At 44.9% G+C, this 17,346-nt stretch carries 14 protein-coding genes and 1 tRNA gene; 8 read left to right on the plus strand and 7 right to left on the minus strand.

The window, feature by feature from the left end; translation table 11 throughout:
* The first annotated feature begins 477 nt into the window (after positions 1–477).
* Positions 478–568 (plus strand) — tRNA-Ser (locus tag AB6E85_RS24490).
* A 75-nt stretch (positions 569–643) separates the two neighbouring features.
* Here AB6E85_RS24490 and AB6E85_RS24495 read toward each other — a convergent pair.
* A complete protein-coding gene (locus AB6E85_RS24495; protein ID WP_372144571.1) occupies positions 644–2,770 on the minus strand; it encodes a methyl-accepting chemotaxis protein in 2,127 nt (708 codons plus the stop codon).
* A gap of 194 nt (positions 2,771–2,964) precedes the next feature.
* Entirely contained in the window at positions 2,965–3,885 is a 921-nt protein-coding gene (locus AB6E85_RS24500) for a histone deacetylase (RefSeq protein WP_372144573.1), read from the minus strand.
* 111 nt (positions 3,886–3,996) lie between these two features.
* On the opposite strand from AB6E85_RS24500, the gene AB6E85_RS24505 reads away from it, so the two are divergent.
* The 3 genes from AB6E85_RS24505 to AB6E85_RS24515 are packed head-to-tail and all read left to right on the plus strand — an operon-like array spanning position 3,997 to position 5,843.
* A complete protein-coding gene (locus AB6E85_RS24505) occupies positions 3,997–4,122 on the plus strand; it encodes a hypothetical protein (RefSeq protein WP_017063447.1) in 126 nt (41 codons plus the stop codon).
* Positions 4,123–4,147: 25 nt separating this feature from the next.
* Positions 4,148–4,834: an SDR family oxidoreductase gene (locus AB6E85_RS24510; protein ID WP_050651586.1), complete on the plus strand. Its 687-nt coding sequence runs from the start codon at positions 4,148–4,150 to the stop codon at positions 4,832–4,834.
* Positions 4,835–4,841: 7 nt separating this feature from the next.
* The gene (locus tag AB6E85_RS24515) at positions 4,842–5,843 is read left to right on the plus strand and encodes a DUF3080 domain-containing protein (protein WP_372144575.1); all 1,002 of its coding nucleotides are present in this window, start codon (positions 4,842–4,844) and stop codon (positions 5,841–5,843) included.
* Positions 5,844–5,861: 18 nt separating this feature from the next.
* Here the strand turns inward: AB6E85_RS24515 and AB6E85_RS24520 are convergent, their stop codons facing one another.
* The 3 genes from AB6E85_RS24520 to AB6E85_RS24530 form a co-directional block, all read right to left on the minus strand.
* Entirely contained in the window at positions 5,862–7,856 is a 1,995-nt protein-coding gene (locus tag AB6E85_RS24520) for a DNA topoisomerase III (protein WP_372144577.1), read from the minus strand.
* A gap of 115 nt (positions 7,857–7,971) precedes the next feature.
* Positions 7,972–8,520: an NAD(P)H nitroreductase gene (locus AB6E85_RS24525; RefSeq protein ID WP_372144579.1), complete on the minus strand. Its 549-nt coding sequence runs from the start codon at positions 8,518–8,520 to the stop codon at positions 7,972–7,974.
* A gap of 207 nt (positions 8,521–8,727) precedes the next feature.
* Positions 8,728–10,737 (minus strand): FAD-dependent oxidoreductase, encoded by a 2,010-nt coding sequence (locus AB6E85_RS24530; protein WP_372144581.1) that lies wholly within the window; start codon positions 10,735–10,737, stop codon positions 8,728–8,730.
* Between the two features lie 279 nt (positions 10,738–11,016).
* Here AB6E85_RS24530 and sppA point away from each other — a divergent pair, with 279 nt between their 5' ends.
* A complete protein-coding gene (gene sppA, locus AB6E85_RS24535) occupies positions 11,017–12,867 on the plus strand; it encodes a signal peptide peptidase SppA (protein ID WP_372144583.1) in 1,851 nt (616 codons plus the stop codon).
* A 119-nt stretch (positions 12,868–12,986) separates the two neighbouring features.
* Positions 12,987–14,003, plus strand: coding sequence for an asparaginase (gene ansA, locus AB6E85_RS24540; RefSeq protein WP_019823767.1), 1,017 nt, complete (start codon positions 12,987–12,989; stop codon positions 14,001–14,003).
* Positions 14,004–14,146: 143 nt separating this feature from the next.
* On the opposite strand, the gene AB6E85_RS24545 is transcribed toward ansA, so the two are convergent.
* Positions 14,147–14,428 (minus strand): YeaC family protein, encoded by a 282-nt coding sequence (locus tag AB6E85_RS24545; RefSeq protein WP_010437067.1) that lies wholly within the window; start codon positions 14,426–14,428, stop codon positions 14,147–14,149.
* A 113-nt stretch (positions 14,429–14,541) separates the two neighbouring features.
* Here AB6E85_RS24545 and AB6E85_RS24550 point away from each other — a divergent pair, with 113 nt between their 5' ends.
* A complete protein-coding gene (locus AB6E85_RS24550) occupies positions 14,542–15,348 on the plus strand; it encodes a DUF2989 domain-containing protein (RefSeq protein ID WP_017059380.1) in 807 nt (268 codons plus the stop codon).
* Between the two features lie 175 nt (positions 15,349–15,523).
* Here AB6E85_RS24550 and msrB read toward each other — a convergent pair whose 3' ends face one another.
* Positions 15,524–15,961 (minus strand): peptide-methionine (R)-S-oxide reductase MsrB, encoded by a 438-nt coding sequence (msrB, locus tag AB6E85_RS24555; protein ID WP_019823761.1) that lies wholly within the window; start codon positions 15,959–15,961, stop codon positions 15,524–15,526.
* 319 nt (positions 15,962–16,280) lie between these two features.
* Here msrB and gap point away from each other — a divergent pair, with 319 nt between their 5' ends.
* Positions 16,281–17,276: a type I glyceraldehyde-3-phosphate dehydrogenase gene (gap, locus tag AB6E85_RS24560; RefSeq protein ID WP_017059382.1), complete on the plus strand. Its 996-nt coding sequence runs from the start codon at positions 16,281–16,283 to the stop codon at positions 17,274–17,276.
* Positions 17,277–17,346 lie beyond the last annotated feature (70 nt).

The following is a 17,346-nucleotide window of genomic DNA, read 5'->3' on the forward strand; positions in this document are numbered from 1 at the left end:
TCCCTATCCCTCCACCACATTAAAGAAAGCCGCTGAGAAATCAGCGGCTTTTTTGCATCTGAAGCTTATCTAAAATATAAGGCCCATCTAACAAAACTCTCTGCAGTCCCAGTTTCAAACCCATTCACTTTATACCTAGTTTTAAATTCCAAGCTCAGAGTTCTAAGCTAAAAGTTCCTAGTTAAAGCTCTTAGTTAAAAGTCCCTAGCTGAAAGTTCTTATGCCTAAGCCACTCCCCTCATAACTTTGCCTGCGAACCAATTAGATACTTTCTTTTTTAATGACACTGAAACACTTCACGTATAACAAAAGTTGGGAATACTTGGCTTATTGAATATTAGATTTTGTCGGCTTCTTAATAAACCGAACAATAAACAATCATTCAGAACAAAAACACCGAAAAGCGTTCATAAAAAAAGCAGTCAGTTAATAAGGGTATTTACAAGCGAAAGCCACCCTTATATTATACGCGCCATTGGAGGGATGGCTGAGTGGTCGAAAGCACCGGTCTTGAAAACCGGCAACCGTTAATAGCGGTTCTAGGGTTCAAATCCCTATCCCTCCACCACATTAAAGAAAGCCGCTGAGAAATCAGCGGCTTTTTTGTATCTGGCGTTTACGTAAAGAACTTACGTAGTTTCCACTACGCCACCTTTCGGCTCACTTCAAAGCGTCCAATCAATTGGTCTAAGCGGCTCAATGCATTGCCCATCAAAGAAACTCGACGCGCGAGTTGCTTAGTAGACAGTTGTAAGTCAGATATTGAACGTTGGGCTTTATCTGCCGTTTGTCCATTTTTCTGACTGTTTTCATCTAAGTTAGACATCGTGGTAAAGAGATCACTCACCGCTGATTGAATTTGTTCACTGCGGGCGTTTGAGTCTACTGTTAAGTTTCCTTTACTCACATTCTCCACACCTCGCTCCATGGACTCAACAGCACTGCGAGACTTACTATGCAGCTCTTTCATTAGGTCACTAATATGGTTAGCAGCTTGTGAAGTGCGGTCAGCCAGAGTTCTTACTTCAGAAGCTACGACAGAGAACCCTCTCCCGTGTTCACCTGCTCTTGCCGACTCAATGGCCGCATTCAAGGCCAAAAGGTTAGTCTGCGCGGTAATGTCAGTAATGATGTCTATAATGTCAGACACCTTGGTCATTTCATTATTGACCTCATTCACGCTATGCGCCGAGCTTTCTACGATATTGCGAACGATCTCCATACCTTCGACGGACTGATTGTATTCCTTCTCCGCACTCAAAACGGCTTGCTTCATTACCGTATCCATTTGCGTTGCTGAGACACTCGCATGAGTAATTTCACTCTGTTGATACTGACTCAACTGAAGCATATTGCTTAACGCTTGTGATGCATCATCACTGGTTTGTTTCATTACGACGCTGCGACGAAACATCGATTCCGAAACCTCTCTAACTTCGTGACTCGCATGAATCAACTCACTCACCGTGTTATCTAAATTGTCGATAAAACTGTTAGTCCAGCGCCCTAAGTTGCCAAGTTCATTGTGACTGAATGTGGTGGGATCAAGCCTCCGACTTAAGTTGCCATCACCTTCGGCTAAGGTCTGCATTACCCCGGTCATTTCGTGAATCTTCTTCGCTAGTGGTTTAGCGCTAACTAAACGGAATAAGCCCAATGAAAGGAACGCGCAAGCGAACATAATGCCGCTCTGTATAACAGGTGTGAGTGTATAAAGGTTGGCAAATAGTAATGGAACAAATAGAGGCAGTAGCATGCAGCTGATGAAGTGTTTAGATAAGGTATAACTTAGGCTTCGGTCTCTGTAGACCTCTTCTAAATCGGACTCACACATCATGCCAAAGGTATCAGGTGAACCATCCAATTGAAAGGTGATACCTTTACCAATAACAGGTATGTGGCGATAGTCGGAATACCCGGGATAACCTATAAACAGGTTACTGCCATTTTTAATGGTTTCTCTTACGCCTGGGTGAAGCTGATTAGTGGCTGGGTCCGTAAAACGAATCTCAAATTCGGTATGCTGCTGGATCTTTACCGTTCCCCAATCAGTATGAATCCCTTGCTTTAAGTTCTCGCCGTGTGAAAAGGTATTATCTTCAAAGCGAGAACGAGAGAGCGCAACACCCGGCTGAGTATGAGGATCATGGATGGAGTCGACCATAAAGATATAGTTATCACCCGACTCACTATAAATATGCCCCGCTTCTCTTTGAATAATGTCACCAATAACATCATTTGGAACTCGGCCACATAAGAACTGTTGTGGCCCTTCATCCCGAGAAAATGGGACATAAAACATCAGCGTCACTTGATCATGAAACGATGAACTCGACGCCCCTACGTTCAACGTGCGTGGATCCATATACGGCCCATGAAGATAACGCTTTGAAGCCCCTTCAACCAAAGCCTTCTTATCTCCAAGAGTAACCCCTACATGCTCATGATAACTCGATGCTTGTGCTATCCCCTTAGCATCGACGATCGCCAACTCAGAAAAATCCGTACTACGTTTAAGAAGGCTAGCTAACGTCCCCTGAGCTTGTTCTTCCGTTCGACTTGCTAAATAAACCGCAGAGTCTTCTAAAAAATCCCATTGATTCTTGACCCAGTTATGCAGAAGTTGAACTCGCGTGTGAGCAATACTTTCAAAAGCTTGTTCAAGCTCCTCCGTCCTACTTCGATTGAGGAAACAAGCTCTGCGCATAGCCAATTTTCCTGTTGCGCCAAACCAATTAAGCCAACTACGTTCCTTGTCCGTCAGGTTCATTTTTATCCCTTGTGTTTTTATATACACATGGGTAAAGCAATTTACAGACCACAATTAATCACACAAATACGTAACTAATTAATAAAAAAGTACTTTATATGAATCACAATGGTGCAAGCGTGTCTTTTATGGTGCAAGAGGTGCTTATTTAACACCATCATTTCTAATGAGCTTTCAGTCGTTAATTTAGGGAGCTAACCGTGAACATGATAAGCCGCTTTCAACAACTGCATGTGAATCGGTACCAAATCTTGATGTTGAGTGCGGTACCCGCCACCGACTACGCAGGCCATCGGAATAGACTCTGATTTCGCTAATTCAATCATGAAACAGTCGCGCTCAAATATCCCTTGTGTCGATACATTCAAATAACCCAGTTCATCGTCTTGATGGATATCGATCCCCGCATCATAAATAATCAGATCAGGTTGATGGTGAGCAATCGCTAACTTAGTGACTTGTTCAAAACAACGTAAGAACTCTTCATCTTCTGTTTCACGACTTAACGGCACATCTAAATCAGATAGCGGCTTTCGTGCTGGAAAGTTTTTGTCGCAGTGGAATGATAGAGTAATGATGTCGTCGTTCTCTTGGCAAAGAGTTGCTGTGCCATCACCATGATGAACGTCGCTATCAACGATCAGCACTTTATCGATATGTTCAAAGGTCAGCGCGTGTTTTGCCGCTAAAACCAAATCGTTCAACAAACAAAAGCCACTGCCAAAATCATGATGCGCGTGATGATAACCACCACTCAAATGAATCGCTAAACCACTCTCTATTGCCATTTCAGCGGCCAAGCAGGTTCCACCACTTGAGTAGAGTGTTCTTTCGATAAGTTGCTCGCTCCACGGGAAACCGATGCGTCTCATTTTAGCCGCAGGCAAATTACCAGACACGAGCAAATCGACATATTCGCTATCGTGTACCTGTTTTACTTGCTCAACTGAAACTGGCGTTGGTTGGCACACTTCAAACTTGCTCTTCCATCGCGGTTCACTATTCATCAGCGCCTCAACAGCACTATGCAACAACTGATATTTGTTGATTGGGTAGCGATGACCTTGTGGTAAAGGTAACTGCGAATAGATTGGGTGGTAAATTAAAGGAATCATAATCAGGCTAATTGCGTATCTTTCTCAAAATCATAACAGTCTCAGACTTGGCGACAACCCCAATTAATGATAATGATTATCGTTATTTTCAATTAAAGAAAAGAGACAACAATGAAAAACGTAATACTCATCTTTGGGGTGATCTGCGGCTCAGCGGCAGCAGTAATGATTTTTGTAGGAATGCTAATGGCCAGTTGGTGGAGCGTTGATTTTCTCGTGTTAAGCCATCAAACTTAACTAATTGAACTGAAAAGGAATCACCATGAGCGTTATTTTTATTACTGGAGCGAACCGCGGCATTGGCTTAAGCCTGACTCGACAATACTTGGAAGGTAACCACAAGGTGTACGCGACTTATCGTGATACCCATTCAGCAAAAGAACTGCTCTCAGTCGCAGACCACAACACCAACCTTACCTGCATTCCATTAGAGATAACCGATTACCAAGCAGTAAGCCAACTCCCTTCGCAAATAGAGTCGATTGATATCTTGATCAACAACGCTGGCTACTATGGTCCAAAAGGCTATGGGCTGGGTAATACCGATGTTGAAGAGTGGCGTCGTGTATTCGAAGTCAACACCATCGCTCCACTAAAGCTTGTCGAAACGCTATTGCCGCTACTAGAAGACAGCCATATCAAAAAGGTCGCTTGTTTATCCTCTAGAGTCGGCAGTATGACAGAGAACACCTCAGGCGGCGGTTATATCTATCGCTCCTCTAAAGCCGCTCTAAACTCCGTGGTGAAGAGCTTAAGCAACGACTTAACCGATGATGGCTTTACGGTGTTAGCACTGCATCCAGGTTGGGTACAGACTGAAATGGGAGGGCCAAACGCTCTGATCGACACCGACACCTCAGCTTCTGGCCTTATTAAAGTCATCGAGTCAGCGAATATCGAAGTAAGTGGTCACTTCTTCAATTTCGATGGCAGCGAAATAGACTGGTAATCCACAGATGAATTTAGGCCCTCTCTCAAACCTAGTTAAGCACTCAACGCTGTTTTGTCTGACAGTGATGCTAGCTGGCTGTTTCAGTGATGGTCCCGGCGACTTGTTCAACGACTATCAAACCAAGATAGCTAGAGTACAAGATGCTGACGAGATAAAAGAGGAATGGGAATTTGAAAGCCTACCGAGAAAACGAGAACTGCTTCTTGACGTGCCCTCACTCTCTATCGGCCTCATCGACAGCTACCAGCTTCGTCAATGTGGACTGTTCAATCTGATAGCAGAAAGAAATTCGGTTCTGGGCAAGGTCGCGGATGAGTTTCGTAATTACGATTATCAAGCCGCGCTACTTGAAGGTGTGGGTAAATGTTTATCCAGTAATGAATTAGACCCAGAGATCATAGAATTACTAAGAGAAATTGAGCAACAGAAACTCGCACAGTTTCCACTCCATCAATGGAATCTCATCTATGCCAGTGATGCGATGCAGTCACAAATGCGGGGTAGTCAGTGGTTACGCGCTGATATCGGCGATCAGGTACGACAAACCAGTGATGCCTTAGAGCATATCAATCAAGCGTTAAACATTCCGCTCGTTTCGGGCAAGACTACTGAGGTTCAAGAAGTATTAGAGAAGAGTTCGACCCTTGGGGATTTGTACTACTCGCTGGCTCGTGCTTCGGTAGAGCTAGATACTATTACTAAGCAACTCACCACCTTTGATGCCAATATCATCTGCGGCAAGCAACGAGACACGACCAAGTTTCGTTATCTCAACAATGTATTCGAGCAACAATACATAGGTAAGGTTCAGCCCTACATGGCGCAACTGGATGGCTACTATCAGCAGTTAGCCCCGCAACTAGCAATGTTTGACGCGCAACCTGAACTGCACAGTTATTACTTTCCCATTCAAGATGCACATCAAGCTTTTCGAGCATCAACTCGTCGCCATGTCGACTATTGGCAGCAGCTGTTTAAACGTTGTGGGCGTAAAGTCGGACGTTAATCCTAATCTCAAAAAGTCTTAGCTTTTGGTGCTCTTTTTAGCGGAAGTTCCTTTCTTAGCATACGTACCTGTCTTGGCATAAGACTTCTTCGCACCACCGCCTTTACGTCGTTTGAAGGCAGGCCTTTCGACTTTAGGAAGATGACGCAGAGATTCAGGAACTTCGCCCGTTTTTACCTTGCCCATCAAACCATCAATCTTGCTTTCTAACGCTTGCATGAAAGGCTGATAAGCTTGATTTCGCTCTGCCATGCCTTGCAGTTGGTGCTCCCAATGTGCCGTCATGTCTGGAAAGGTAGAGTCCTCAGGTAAGGCATGAATCAAGCCTCTGCCCGCAGGGCTACTGTGAATACTCTTACCTTGGCGCGTTAGCAGCTGTCTTTTAAATAGAGTATCTAGAATGCCTGCACGAGTTGCTTCTGTGCCAAGGCCATCGGTCTCTTTCAAAATGGCTTTGAGATCTTTGTTCGCAACAAAACGCGCGATACCTGTCATCGCTTGAAGCAATGTCGCTTCCGTGAAGTGTTTCGGTGGCTCAGTTTTCTTATCACCAATCACGCCTTCACGGCACGTCAACACGGTTCCTTTCTCCAACGGGGGAACCGTATCCGTGCCATCCCCTTTTTCTTCGGTATCCGTTTTACCCATCAACACCTTCCAACCCGGGTTGATAAGCTGACGCCCTTTTGCAACGAACACGCCACCAGCGATATCAAAGACCAACTTTGCATCAGCAAAAACCGCGGGGGGGTAGAACTGCATTAGATACTGGCGAGCGATTTGCTGATAGATCTTCATCTCATTAGCAGATAGGCCATTCACTGATGACTTCTTCGGAGTAGGAATAATCGCGTGGTGAGCATCGACCTTACTGTCGTTCCATGCTTTGGATTTAAGCGAAAGATCCGCACCTTGAGCGCCACTTTGCAGCTCTTTGGCATTGTTAGCGATAGCATCAACGATCGATTCTCGCTGCGAGTAGTGCTCTTTAGGCAAATAGCGGCTATCAGAACGCGGGTAAGTGATGAGTTTGTGTTTCTCGTACAAAGACTGACAAGTGTCTAACACCTGCTGAGCACTCATACCAAAACGTTTAGACGCATCAATCTGCAAAGCTGACAGCGAGTAAGGCAGTGGCGCAGCTTGTTTACTTTGCTTTTGCTCTGATTCCGTCACCGTCGCGGGTTGATTCGCAATTCGGTTAGCCACATTCTCAACCAGCTTTCGATTGAGCACGCGCCCTTCTTCATCTTGCCATGGTTTACATGCTTCGCTTGGCTTCCAACGCGCGCGAATATCAAAGCTCTGGCCGTTATTTTGATAAGGGATCAACGCATGCAAAGTGAAGTAATCTTTCGGAATGAAGTTTTCGATCTCTTCATCGCGCCTTACGACCAAACCAAGTACCGGCGTTTGTACTCGTCCGACCGACAACACGCCTTGGTAGCCCGCCTTTTGACCTAACAAGGTGTAAGCACGAGTCATGTTCATGCCATACAGCCAATCGGCTCTAGAGCGCGCTAAAGCGGAAATAGACAGTGGGATAAAGTCGCGGTTACTGCGCATTTGAGAGAGTGCACGCTTCACGGCTGGTAAGTTCAAATCGCTGATCAGCAGCCTGTCCATCGACTCTTTCTTAGCCTTAGACACCTTGCAATAATCAATCACTTCATCAACCAACAGCTGCCCTTCTCTATCCGGGTCTCCCGCATGGACAATTTGGGTCGCGTCCTTCAATAGCTTTCGGATCACCGTGAGCTGTTTGCTTGACGTCTTACGCGGTCTTAGTTGCCATTGCTCTGGTACGATAGGAAGATCGGCTAAGTTCCATTTCTTATAACGGTCATCATAAGCATCCGGCTCAACCTGCTCCAATAAGTGTCCAATACACCAAGTCACCACATCCCCATTACCACATTTGATAAACCCTTGGTCTTTCTTTTGTGGATTAGGCAGTGCAGCGGCGATCGCGCGGCCGAGGCTTGGTTTTTCAGCAATAATAAGGCGAGACATGTTTTTCCAGATGCTACAAACAATTAGGGCCACATTATCTAATGTGGCCCTAATAAATCAAGAAAAACTGGTTGTTTATACAGTTAGCATTCCACTATTCAAGCTTCTGCTTTCTTTATAAGAACTCGACGAACTTTGAGAAGTCGCGTTCTGGTACCTTCATTGGTGTACAGCCCGGAGTTCCTAGGTATAGGAAACCAACAATTTCATCGTCGCCTTCTAGGCCAAATGCTTGGTGTACTTCTGGGTGGAACATCCATTTACCTGAGCGCCAAAAGCCTTGGAAACCTTGTGCGACTGCAGCCATTTGCATCGCCTGTGCAGCACAACCCGCAGACAGATGTTGTTCGATAGCAGGCACTTTCTCGTGCTCGGTGACTTTTGCAATCACGGTGATCACCATTGGAGCTCGGAACGGCGCTTTTTTTACTTTCTCGATAACCGCGTCTTCGCTTTCATCTGCTTCAGCGGCGCGCACCAAGATGTCTGAAAGCTTCTGTAGACCTGAACCTTGCGCGATAACAAAGCGCCATGGTGTTAGTGCACCGTGGTCTGGAGCACGCAGCCCTGCTTTGATTATGTTTTCTAACGCCACACCTTCAGGTGCCGGATCAGAGAGTTTTGCGATTGAGCGTCTGTTGAGCAATAAATCCAAAGCATCCATTTGAAGTCCTTACTATTTCTTTATTATTTGTATACTTGAACTTTAGCACAGAATACAAACGATAATAAATCTCAACCACTGTCCATTTGGCCTAGATTAGAAACAATAAAGGCTCCTAAATCTATGACTTAGGAGCCTTGTTCAAAATCTAACTCAGCAAATTAATTAACCACATCTACCAATAAGATTACAGTTTGATAGCTGATTCTATAACTTAATAGCCAGCTCAACTCCTTGACGAATTGCGCGTACTGCATCCAGTTCACCCGCGTAATCAGCACCGCCTATCACATGCAGTTTGCCACCAAATTCTTGCCACATATCTTCGAATGGACGAACTGACACCTGACCTGCACATACGATAACCGAGTCAGCATCCAGCACCTGCTCTTTCTTACCAACGCTGATATGCAGACCTTTATCATCAATCTTGTTGTAGCTTACGCCGCCTAAAAGGTTTACACCGCGTTTTTCGAGAGTGCGCTTATGAATCCAACCTGTAGTTTTACCCGGACCTTTACCAACACGACCCGCTTTACGTTGCATCACCCAAACCGTTTTGTCACTGAACGAATCAGGGTAAGGGTAAAGCCCACCTGGGTGTTCCATATTCTTATCGATGCCCCACTCATGCAGCCAGTCATCTAAACTGTGAGAAGTAGGCTCGGTTAGCATGGTTGCCACATCGACACCAATACCACCAGCACCAACAATTGCGACTTTTTCGCCTACTGGTGTCTTTTCGCGAATCAAGGTTTGGTAATCAACTACGTTTTCTTGGTCGATGCCCTCAATATCGAGCTTTCTCGGTTCAACACCTGCCGCCATCACCACTTCATCGTACTTCAGCAACATCTCAAACGTTGCTTCAGTATCCAGTTTCAGGTTCACACCTGATGCATCGATTTGGTTAGCAAAGTAACGAATCGTTTCTCTGAACTCTTCTTTGCCCGGAATCTGCATTGCCAGTCTGAATTGTCCACCGATACGGTCATTCTTCTCGATCAAGTCAACCTTGTGTCCACGTTGCGCTAGGGTCGTCGCACAAGCTAAACCTGCGGGGCCTGCACCGACAACCGCAATGGTCTTAGTGGCTTGAGCCGGTTGAACAACAATTTCAGTCTCGTAACAAGCTCGTGGGTTCACCAAACAGCTCGCTCGCTTACCCTTAAACACGTTATCAAGACAAGCTTGGTTACAGCCGATACAGGTATTGATGAACTGCGCTTGGTCTTGAGCGGCTTTATTAACAAAGTCCGGATCTGCCAAGAATGGACGCGCCATTGAAACCATGTCGGCCTGTCCTGAACTGAGGATACGTTCGGCCTCTTCTGGCGTGTTGATTCGGTTACATGTCACCACTGGGATCGACACGTATGGTTTCACTTTCTCGGTTACCCAAGAGAATGCGCCTCGTGGTACTTGCGTCGCGATAGTCGGAACACGAGCTTCATGCCAACCAATACCGGTATTGATGATAGTCACACCCGCTTCTTCTAGCTTCTGAGCCAAAAGAACAACATCTTCAAAGGTGCTGCCTTGCTCAACCAAATCCAGCATCGACAGTCGGAAAATAATAATGAAATCTTTACCCACCGCTTCGCGAATCGATTTGACGATCTCTAGCGGGAAACGCATACGCTTCTCGTAAGAACCGCCCCACTCGTCGTAACGCATGTTGGTACGCTTACAAATGAATTGGTTAATCAAGTAACCTTCCGAGCCCATGATCTCAATGCCGTCATAACCAGCAACCTGAGCTAGCTCTGCACTATTGGCAAAGGCACCGATGGTCTTTTTGATCTGACGAGGGCTCATCTCACTGGGTGCGAACTTAGCGATTGGCGCTTTAATGCCAGAAGCACTTTGCGCGAATGGGTGCATCGCATAACGACCGGCATGCAATAGTTGAAGCGCAATTTTACCGCCGTGCTTGTGGACGGCTTCGGTAACAACTTGGTGCGCTTTGGCGTGCTTTACTTTACTGAATTCAGCACTAAATGGGGTTAATCTGCCACGTAAATTAGGAGAGAAACCACCGGTAACAATAAGACCAACGCCTCCTTTTGCTCGCTCTTCATAAAACGCGGCAAGTTTGTGTAGGCCTTCTTTATTTTCTTCTAAACCTGTGTGCATTGATCCCATCAATACACGGTTACGTAACTGAGTAAATCCAAGATCGAGTGGTTCAAGTAAATGTGGGTACATGGCAGACATCACTTCTATTATTTTATCCTTGTGGTCTGACCACAGTATAGTTCAATCACCAAAAGTTCAAACAACCGTTTACATTTTTGTAACACCGATCATAATGCTGAAGGTATTAATCGTTCAGAACCCCTTAATTTGACTACACTTAATGAGAATATATATCGATTAACAATTCTTGGTGTAGTTTGAGCTTGGGAATTATCGTAGGATACTAAGCAGTTCATATTATTGAGATTAATGGTACTACGGCTTGTTAAAGCGACGTGATCTCACTGCGGAGACAGAATGAAAAAAATATTCAAATTTATAGGTATGATCTTTAAAGGGATTTGGAAGCTCATTACGTTTGTACGTCTTGCGCTGGTTAACCTAGTCTTTTTACTCAGTATCGCCATCATCTACTTTGTGTACTTCCATTCAGATACGGCTCAACCGACGGTTCCACAGGATTCAGCTCTGGTGCTTAACCTGTCTGGTCCTATTGTAGAACAAAGTCGCTATATCAATCCGATGGATTCGGTCACGGGTTCGCTGCTTGGCAAAGACCTTCCAAAAGAGAACATCCTGTTTGATATCGTTGAAACGATTCGCTACGCAAAAGACGATGACAAGGTTACAGGTATCGTTTTAGCACTCAAAGAGTTGCCAGAAACCAACCTAACCAAGCTGCGCTACATCGCTAAAGCGTTGAATGAGTTCAAAGCGACAGGCAAACCTATTTATGCGGTGGGTGACTTTTACAACCAAAGCCAATACTACCTAGCAAGCTACGCAACTAAAGTCTTCCTATCACCAGATGGCGGGGTTCTTCTTAAAGGTTACAGCGCTTATTCGCTTTACTACAAAACCTTATTAGAGAAGCTAGACGTAAGCACACACGTGTTCCGTGTGGGTACTTACAAGTCAGCTATCGAGCCATTCATTCGTGACGACATGTCAGATGCAGCGAAAGAGTCCGCTTCTCGTTGGTTAAGCCAACTATGGGGTGCGTACGTTGATGATGTTTCTAACAACCGTCAGATCGATGCTAAAACACTGAACCCAAGCATGGACACCTTCTTGAAAGAACTTGAGTCTGTCGATGGTGACATTGCAAAACTGGCTGAGAAACTTGGCTTAGTGGATGAGTTAGCGACACGTCAACAAGTTCGACTAGAGCTTGCAGATGTTTTCGGCAGTGACGGTCAAGACAGCTACAACGCGTTTGGTTACTACGAATACCGTGCAACCATGCTTCCCGACATGACCAGTGAATCACACGACGTTGCCGTGATTGTTGCCAGCGGCGCAATTATGGATGGCAAGCAGCCACGTGGCACAGTTGGCGGAGATACCACTGCAGCCCTACTTCGCCAAGCACGTAACGACGATAAAGTGAAAGCCGTTGTACTTCGTGTAGATAGCCCAGGTGGCAGTGCCTTTGCTTCTGAAGTTATTCGCAATGAAATAGAAGCGATCAAGCAAGCGGGTAAGCCGGTTGTTGTGTCGATGTCGAGCCTTGCTGCTTCGGGTGGTTACTGGATCTCGATGGGCGCGGATAAGATCCTAGCTCAGCCAACCACACTAACGGGTTCAATTGGTATCTTCAGTGTTATCACCACCTTCGAAAAAGGGCTGAATGATATTGGTGTCTACACAGATGGCGTTGGTACCTCACCTTTCTCAGGTCTTGGTATTACAACTGGGCTTAGCGATGGCGCGAAAGACGCGTTCCAAATGGGCATTGAAAACGGATACCGCCGATTCATCAGCCTAGTTGGAGAAAATCGCGGTCTAGAAGTCGATGCTGTCGACAAGATTGCTCAAGGTCGAGTTTGGACAGGTCAAGATGCGATTCAGAAGGGCTTAGTCGATGAGATTGGTGATTTCGATGATGCGGTTGCAGCTGCGGCTTCACTTGCAGAGCTTGAAAGCTACAACATCTACTGGGTAGAAGAGCCACTTTCGGCCACTGAACAATTTATTCAAGAATTTATGAACCAAGTTCAGATGTCGATAGGCCTAGATATTCAATCGATGATACCAAGCAGTTTACAGCCTGTTACTCAGCAGTTAGCTCAAGATAGCCAGCTGTTAGGCAACTTTAACGACCCACAAGGCCGATACGCTTTCTGCTTAAATTGCCAAGTTCAATAAGTTGAGCCAATAACTCAATGACTAAGGGGTACCTCTGTGTGAGGTGCCTCTTTTTATTGCATGATAATTCGCTATAATCGCCCCCCCTGTTCCCTACATCACACTAAGTATTAATCGCCATGGAAAGAAAACACATCTATATCGCGTACACCGGCGGCACAATTGGCATGCAGAAGTCTATTGACCACGGCTATGTTCCAGTCGCAGGTTTCATGGATAAGCAGCTAGCTGGCATGCCTGAATTCCATCGCCCAGAGATGCCTGAGTACACCATTCACGAATACTCTCCATTAATGGACTCTTCAGATATGACGCCACTTGATTGGCAAACTATCGCTGATGACATTCGCGCGAACTACGATAAGTACGATGGTTTCGTTATCCTGCATGGCACAGACACTATGGCTTACACTGCCTCTGCACTGTCTTTCATGCTTGAAAACCTCGGCAAACCTGTGATTGTTACGGGCTCTCAGATCCCATTAGCAGAGCTTCGTTCAGACGGACAAGCAAACCTGCTGAATGCACTACACATTGCAGCAAACTACCCAATCAACGAAGTGACACTGTTCTTCAACAACAAGTTGATGCGTGGTAACCGCAGCACAAAATCACACGCAGATGGCTTCAATGCGTTTACTTCTCCAAACCTAAATCCATTGCTAGAAGCGGGTATCAATATCCAACTTAGCAATAACGTAAAGGTAAACGAACAACCTGAAGGTGCTTTCAAGGTTCATAACATTACTCCGCAACCTATCGGCGTAATCACAATGTACCCAGGCATCTCACACGAAGTTATCCGTAACACGCTATTACAACCTGTTAACGCGATGATTTTGCTTACTTTTGGTGTGGGTAACGCACCACAAAACCCAGAACTGCTTCAGCACCTGAAAGATGCCTCAGAGCGCGGTGTAATTGTGGTGAACCTAACTCAGTGTTTGGCAGGTAAAGTCAACATGGGTGGTTACGCGACAGGTTGTGCACTGGCAGAAGCGGGCGTGGTCAGTGGTTATGACATGACACCAGAAGCGGCATTGGCGAAGTTGCATTATCTATTAAGCCAAAACCTAGGCTACGAAGAAGTGAAGGCTCAGATGCAACAAGTGTTGCGCGGTGAGATGAGCTTATAACCGGTTCAAGGATTCACGTTAAACCCAATTATTCTATGAAAGCAACGGCGGCTTAACGTGAACTAAATCGTTTTATTGCTTATAAATAAACGAGTTAAACTAAAAGGGGTGGCACATTGCCACCCCTTTGTTGTAATTTAAGCTTAATGATTCGGGTTAACCCTAACAATGTCTTCTTGATCTGACTTAAACTGTTTCTTTAGTTCAGACTTAGATTTAAAGCTAATCTCACCACCAGCTGCAATTGTCATATGTTGAGCTTCAGAGTTATGTTTAGATTGGTATAACATAACCGCTTGCATACACGAGTCACGCTGTTCTTTTGAGAGCGCCGTACCTTCTGGCCATTTACCCGTTTCAACTGCGTAGGTTAAACGTTCGTAGACCTCGGGTGTCATTGCGCTAAGAAGTTGTTCTGCATCCATGGTAAAGCCTTAGTTTTAACAATTTTCACCAGAAAATAACCCGTAACAGAATTGAGTCAAGAACCTGACCAATAATAAGTGCATCTGATCACAAGTGAAGGAATATGAAAATTATGAAATGGTTGGCGATTAGCCTATTGCCTTTCACTCTGGTTGGGTGTCTTGAAGGGAACAAAAATACCGATCAACTGTGCCAAAGCAACCCAGGTCTTCAGTGTGAACAATTGAACATGAACGATGGGCAATGTCGTGTCGCACGTACAGACCTCATCTGGCATCGATTTGAGGTTCAGAAGCAACCCACCGAAATCAACAAAATCAAAGAATTCGAATTAGTCACTGCCTACAAAAAGTGCCTAGAGCTCGCGGCACAGATCGAAACGATCGATCAATCTAAGCTGCAAGAGCGTCGCTTTACCTCTTTAATGCACAGTATCGAAGAGTCTGAGCGCATTGTTGATGAGCTATCGAAATCCGATACACCGGAAACGCTTTACTTCTTGTGGTCGCAAACTGGGGACACCAATGCCAGACGCAGTTTCCTACAACTAGAAGGCTCTGAAGCGTTAAACACAGCCGAGATGCAATATGCCTTGGCAACCTTCTATACTACTCGCAATCATATAAAGACACTTAAGCTACTCAACAATGCGTTAACGCTTTCTAATGGCTCGGTAGCCAACACTGAAATCTTCAAGTCGATGGCCAGTATCAACCACAGCTTGGGGCATATGGAAAAAGCGTACGTTTGGGCAATGGTTGCCAAAGACTTTGATGTGCCGATTGCTTCTGAAGCCGAGCTCACGGTGTTGTACCATTTCGACAAGGCAACCTATAAGAAGCTAAATAAAGACGCAGACAACATCGTCGAAGCGATTGAGGATGGAATTTACAGCCCTTCAATCGTCCCGAGTTACTGATCGCTTCATTTATAGTGTTCTAACTTAAGCTTCTTATTCACCTGCTTTCAAATAAAAACAGCTACCTTTTTGGTAGCTGTTTTTATTTGTACTAGAGTTAAATCTGAAACCTTGGCCGTTTCAGCATTCCTAAATCGACAAATGCGACCTGTAAGGATTAGACAATAGTTACAAGTTATTTCGTACTTTCGTCATTTTTGTTGAAAATTAACGACACTGAATTAACACAGAACCGTTCACCTGTGGTCTTCGGACCATCAGGAAAAACGTGACCTAAATGGCTATCACAGGCGGTACAACGGATCTCTACACGCTTCATTCCGTGACTTAGATCTTCTATATAGCGTACTGCTTCATCATTCACTGGGGCATCAAAGCTTGGCCAACCACACCCAGAGTCATATTTGTTATCCGACAGGAACAAAGGGCTTTCACAGCATGTGCAGCTATAGACGCCAGTCTTATGGTTGTGCAGTAACTTACCGCTATATGGGGCTTCAGTACCACGTTCACGACACACTGCAAATTCGTCGTCTGTTAGGCGTTCACGCCAGTATTCATCAGGCTTTATCATATTTCCTCCCTTTTGAATCACGTTAATATCTCTCCACATTCTCAGTTATTATATTTACTTTTTTCTATAAAGGCTTGCATATCAGTCGTTTTGTAGCACATACTTTCTCACCAGGAAACATTGTACATATACACTCATAAGTGAATCATCATTTAGGGGTATTTTACCCAACTGGAAGGGTACAGAGCCACTTGCAATGGTCAATTTTCAACCACTTACACCCAATTGTTAAGAAAAGCGTCGCTTTTTTTTGACATTAAACAAGTTAAGTCGGATTATCTATTGCAGATGTATACTGGATTCTGTAATTTTACTACCAGTTATCTTTAATCAGAAATTAAGTTGTGGAGCAACTACAATGACTATCAAAGTAGGTATTAACGGTTTTGGCCGTATCGGCCGTTTCGTATTCCGCGCAGCTCAAGAGCGTGCAGACATCGAAGTAGTAGGTATTAACGATCTAATCGACGTAGAGTACATGGCATACATGCTTAAGTACGACTCAACTCACGGCCGTTTCAACGGTACTGTTGAAGTTGAAGGCGGTAACCTAATCGTTAACGGTAAAACTGTACGTGTTACAGCTGAGCGTAACCCAGAAGACCTTAAGTGGGATGCTATCGACGTAGACGTAGTTGCTGAAGCAACTGGTCTTTTCCTAACTGACGAGACTGCACGTAAGCACATCACTGCTGGCGCTAAGAAAGTAGTTCTTACTGGTCCTTCTAAAGATGCAACTCCAATGTTCGTAATGGGCGTTAACCAAGCATCTTACGCTGGTCAAGACATCGTTTCTAACGCTTCTTGTACTACTAACTGTCTTGCACCTATCGCTAAAGTACTTAACGATAAGTGGGGCATTGAGTCTGGTCTTATGACTACAGTTCACGCTACTACAGCAACTCAAAAAACTGTAGATGGCCCTTCTGCTAAAGACTGGCGCGGTGGCCGTGGTGCTTCTCAAAACATCATCCCATCTTCAACTGGTGCTGCTAAAGCTGTAGGCGTTGTTCTTCCAGAACTAAACGGCCTTCTAACTGGTATGGCTTTCCGTGTACCAACTGCTAACGTATCTGTAGTTGACCTAACAGTTAACCTAAAAGAAGCTGCATCTTACGAAGAAATTTGTGCTGCAATGAAAGAAGCTTCTGAAGGCGAAATGGCTGGCGTTCTTGGTTACACTGAAGACCAAGTAGTATCACAAGATTTCATCGGTGAAGTTCAAACTTCAGTATTCGATGCTAAAGCTGGTGTTGCTCTAACTGACAAATTCGTTAAAGTTGTATCTTGGTACGACAACGAAATCGGTTACTCAAACAAAGTTCTAGACCTAATCGCTCACATCTCTAAGTAATTTCTTTTTAGAAATCGCTTTAGATAAGCATTAGCGAAGACTGTTTTGAGCAGACTTTGAAAAAGGCGAC

The organism is Vibrio sp. 10N.247.311.51 (assembly GCF_041467855.1).
GTDB classification, from domain to species: domain Bacteria; phylum Pseudomonadota; class Gammaproteobacteria; order Enterobacterales; family Vibrionaceae; genus Vibrio; species Vibrio coralliirubri.

What these genes read in the sequence shown, in the direction of transcription:
- AB6E85_RS24530 (WP_372144581.1), bottom strand. Translation starts at nt 10,737, where the DNA reads ATGTCTGCCATGTACCCACATTTACTTGAACCACTCGATCTTGGATTT.
- AB6E85_RS24520 (WP_372144577.1), bottom strand. Translation starts at nt 7,856, where the DNA reads ATGTCTCGCCTTATTATTGCTGAAAAACCAAGCCTCGGCCGCGCGATC.
- gap (WP_017059382.1), top strand. Translation starts at nt 16,281, where the DNA reads ATGACTATCAAAGTAGGTATTAACGGTTTTGGCCGTATCGGCCGTTTC.
- AB6E85_RS24550 (WP_017059380.1), top strand. Translation starts at nt 14,542, where the DNA reads ATGAAATGGTTGGCGATTAGCCTATTGCCTTTCACTCTGGTTGGGTGT.
- AB6E85_RS24505 (WP_017063447.1), top strand. Translation starts at nt 3,997, where the DNA reads ATGAAAAACGTAATACTCATCTTTGGGGTGATCTGCGGCTCAGCGGCA.
- AB6E85_RS24525 (WP_372144579.1), bottom strand. Translation starts at nt 8,520, where the DNA reads ATGGATGCTTTGGATTTATTGCTCAACAGACGCTCAATCGCAAAACTC.
- AB6E85_RS24510 (WP_050651586.1), top strand. Translation starts at nt 4,148, where the DNA reads ATGAGCGTTATTTTTATTACTGGAGCGAACCGCGGCATTGGCTTAAGC.
- ansA (WP_019823767.1), top strand. Translation starts at nt 12,987, where the DNA reads ATGGAAAGAAAACACATCTATATCGCGTACACCGGCGGCACAATTGGC.
- msrB (WP_019823761.1), bottom strand. Translation starts at nt 15,961, where the DNA reads ATGTGGAGAGATATTAACGTGATTCAAAAGGGAGGAAATATGATAAAG.
- sppA (WP_372144583.1), top strand. Translation starts at nt 11,017, where the DNA reads ATGAAAAAAATATTCAAATTTATAGGTATGATCTTTAAAGGGATTTGG.
- AB6E85_RS24500 (WP_372144573.1), bottom strand. Translation starts at nt 3,885, where the DNA reads ATGATTCCTTTAATTTACCACCCAATCTATTCGCAGTTACCTTTACCA.
- AB6E85_RS24545 (WP_010437067.1), bottom strand. Translation starts at nt 14,428, where the DNA reads ATGGATGCAGAACAACTTCTTAGCGCAATGACACCCGAGGTCTACGAA.
- AB6E85_RS24495 (WP_372144571.1), bottom strand. Translation starts at nt 2,770, where the DNA reads ATGAACCTGACGGACAAGGAACGTAGTTGGCTTAATTGGTTTGGCGCA.
- AB6E85_RS24515 (WP_372144575.1), top strand. Translation starts at nt 4,842, where the DNA reads ATGAATTTAGGCCCTCTCTCAAACCTAGTTAAGCACTCAACGCTGTTT.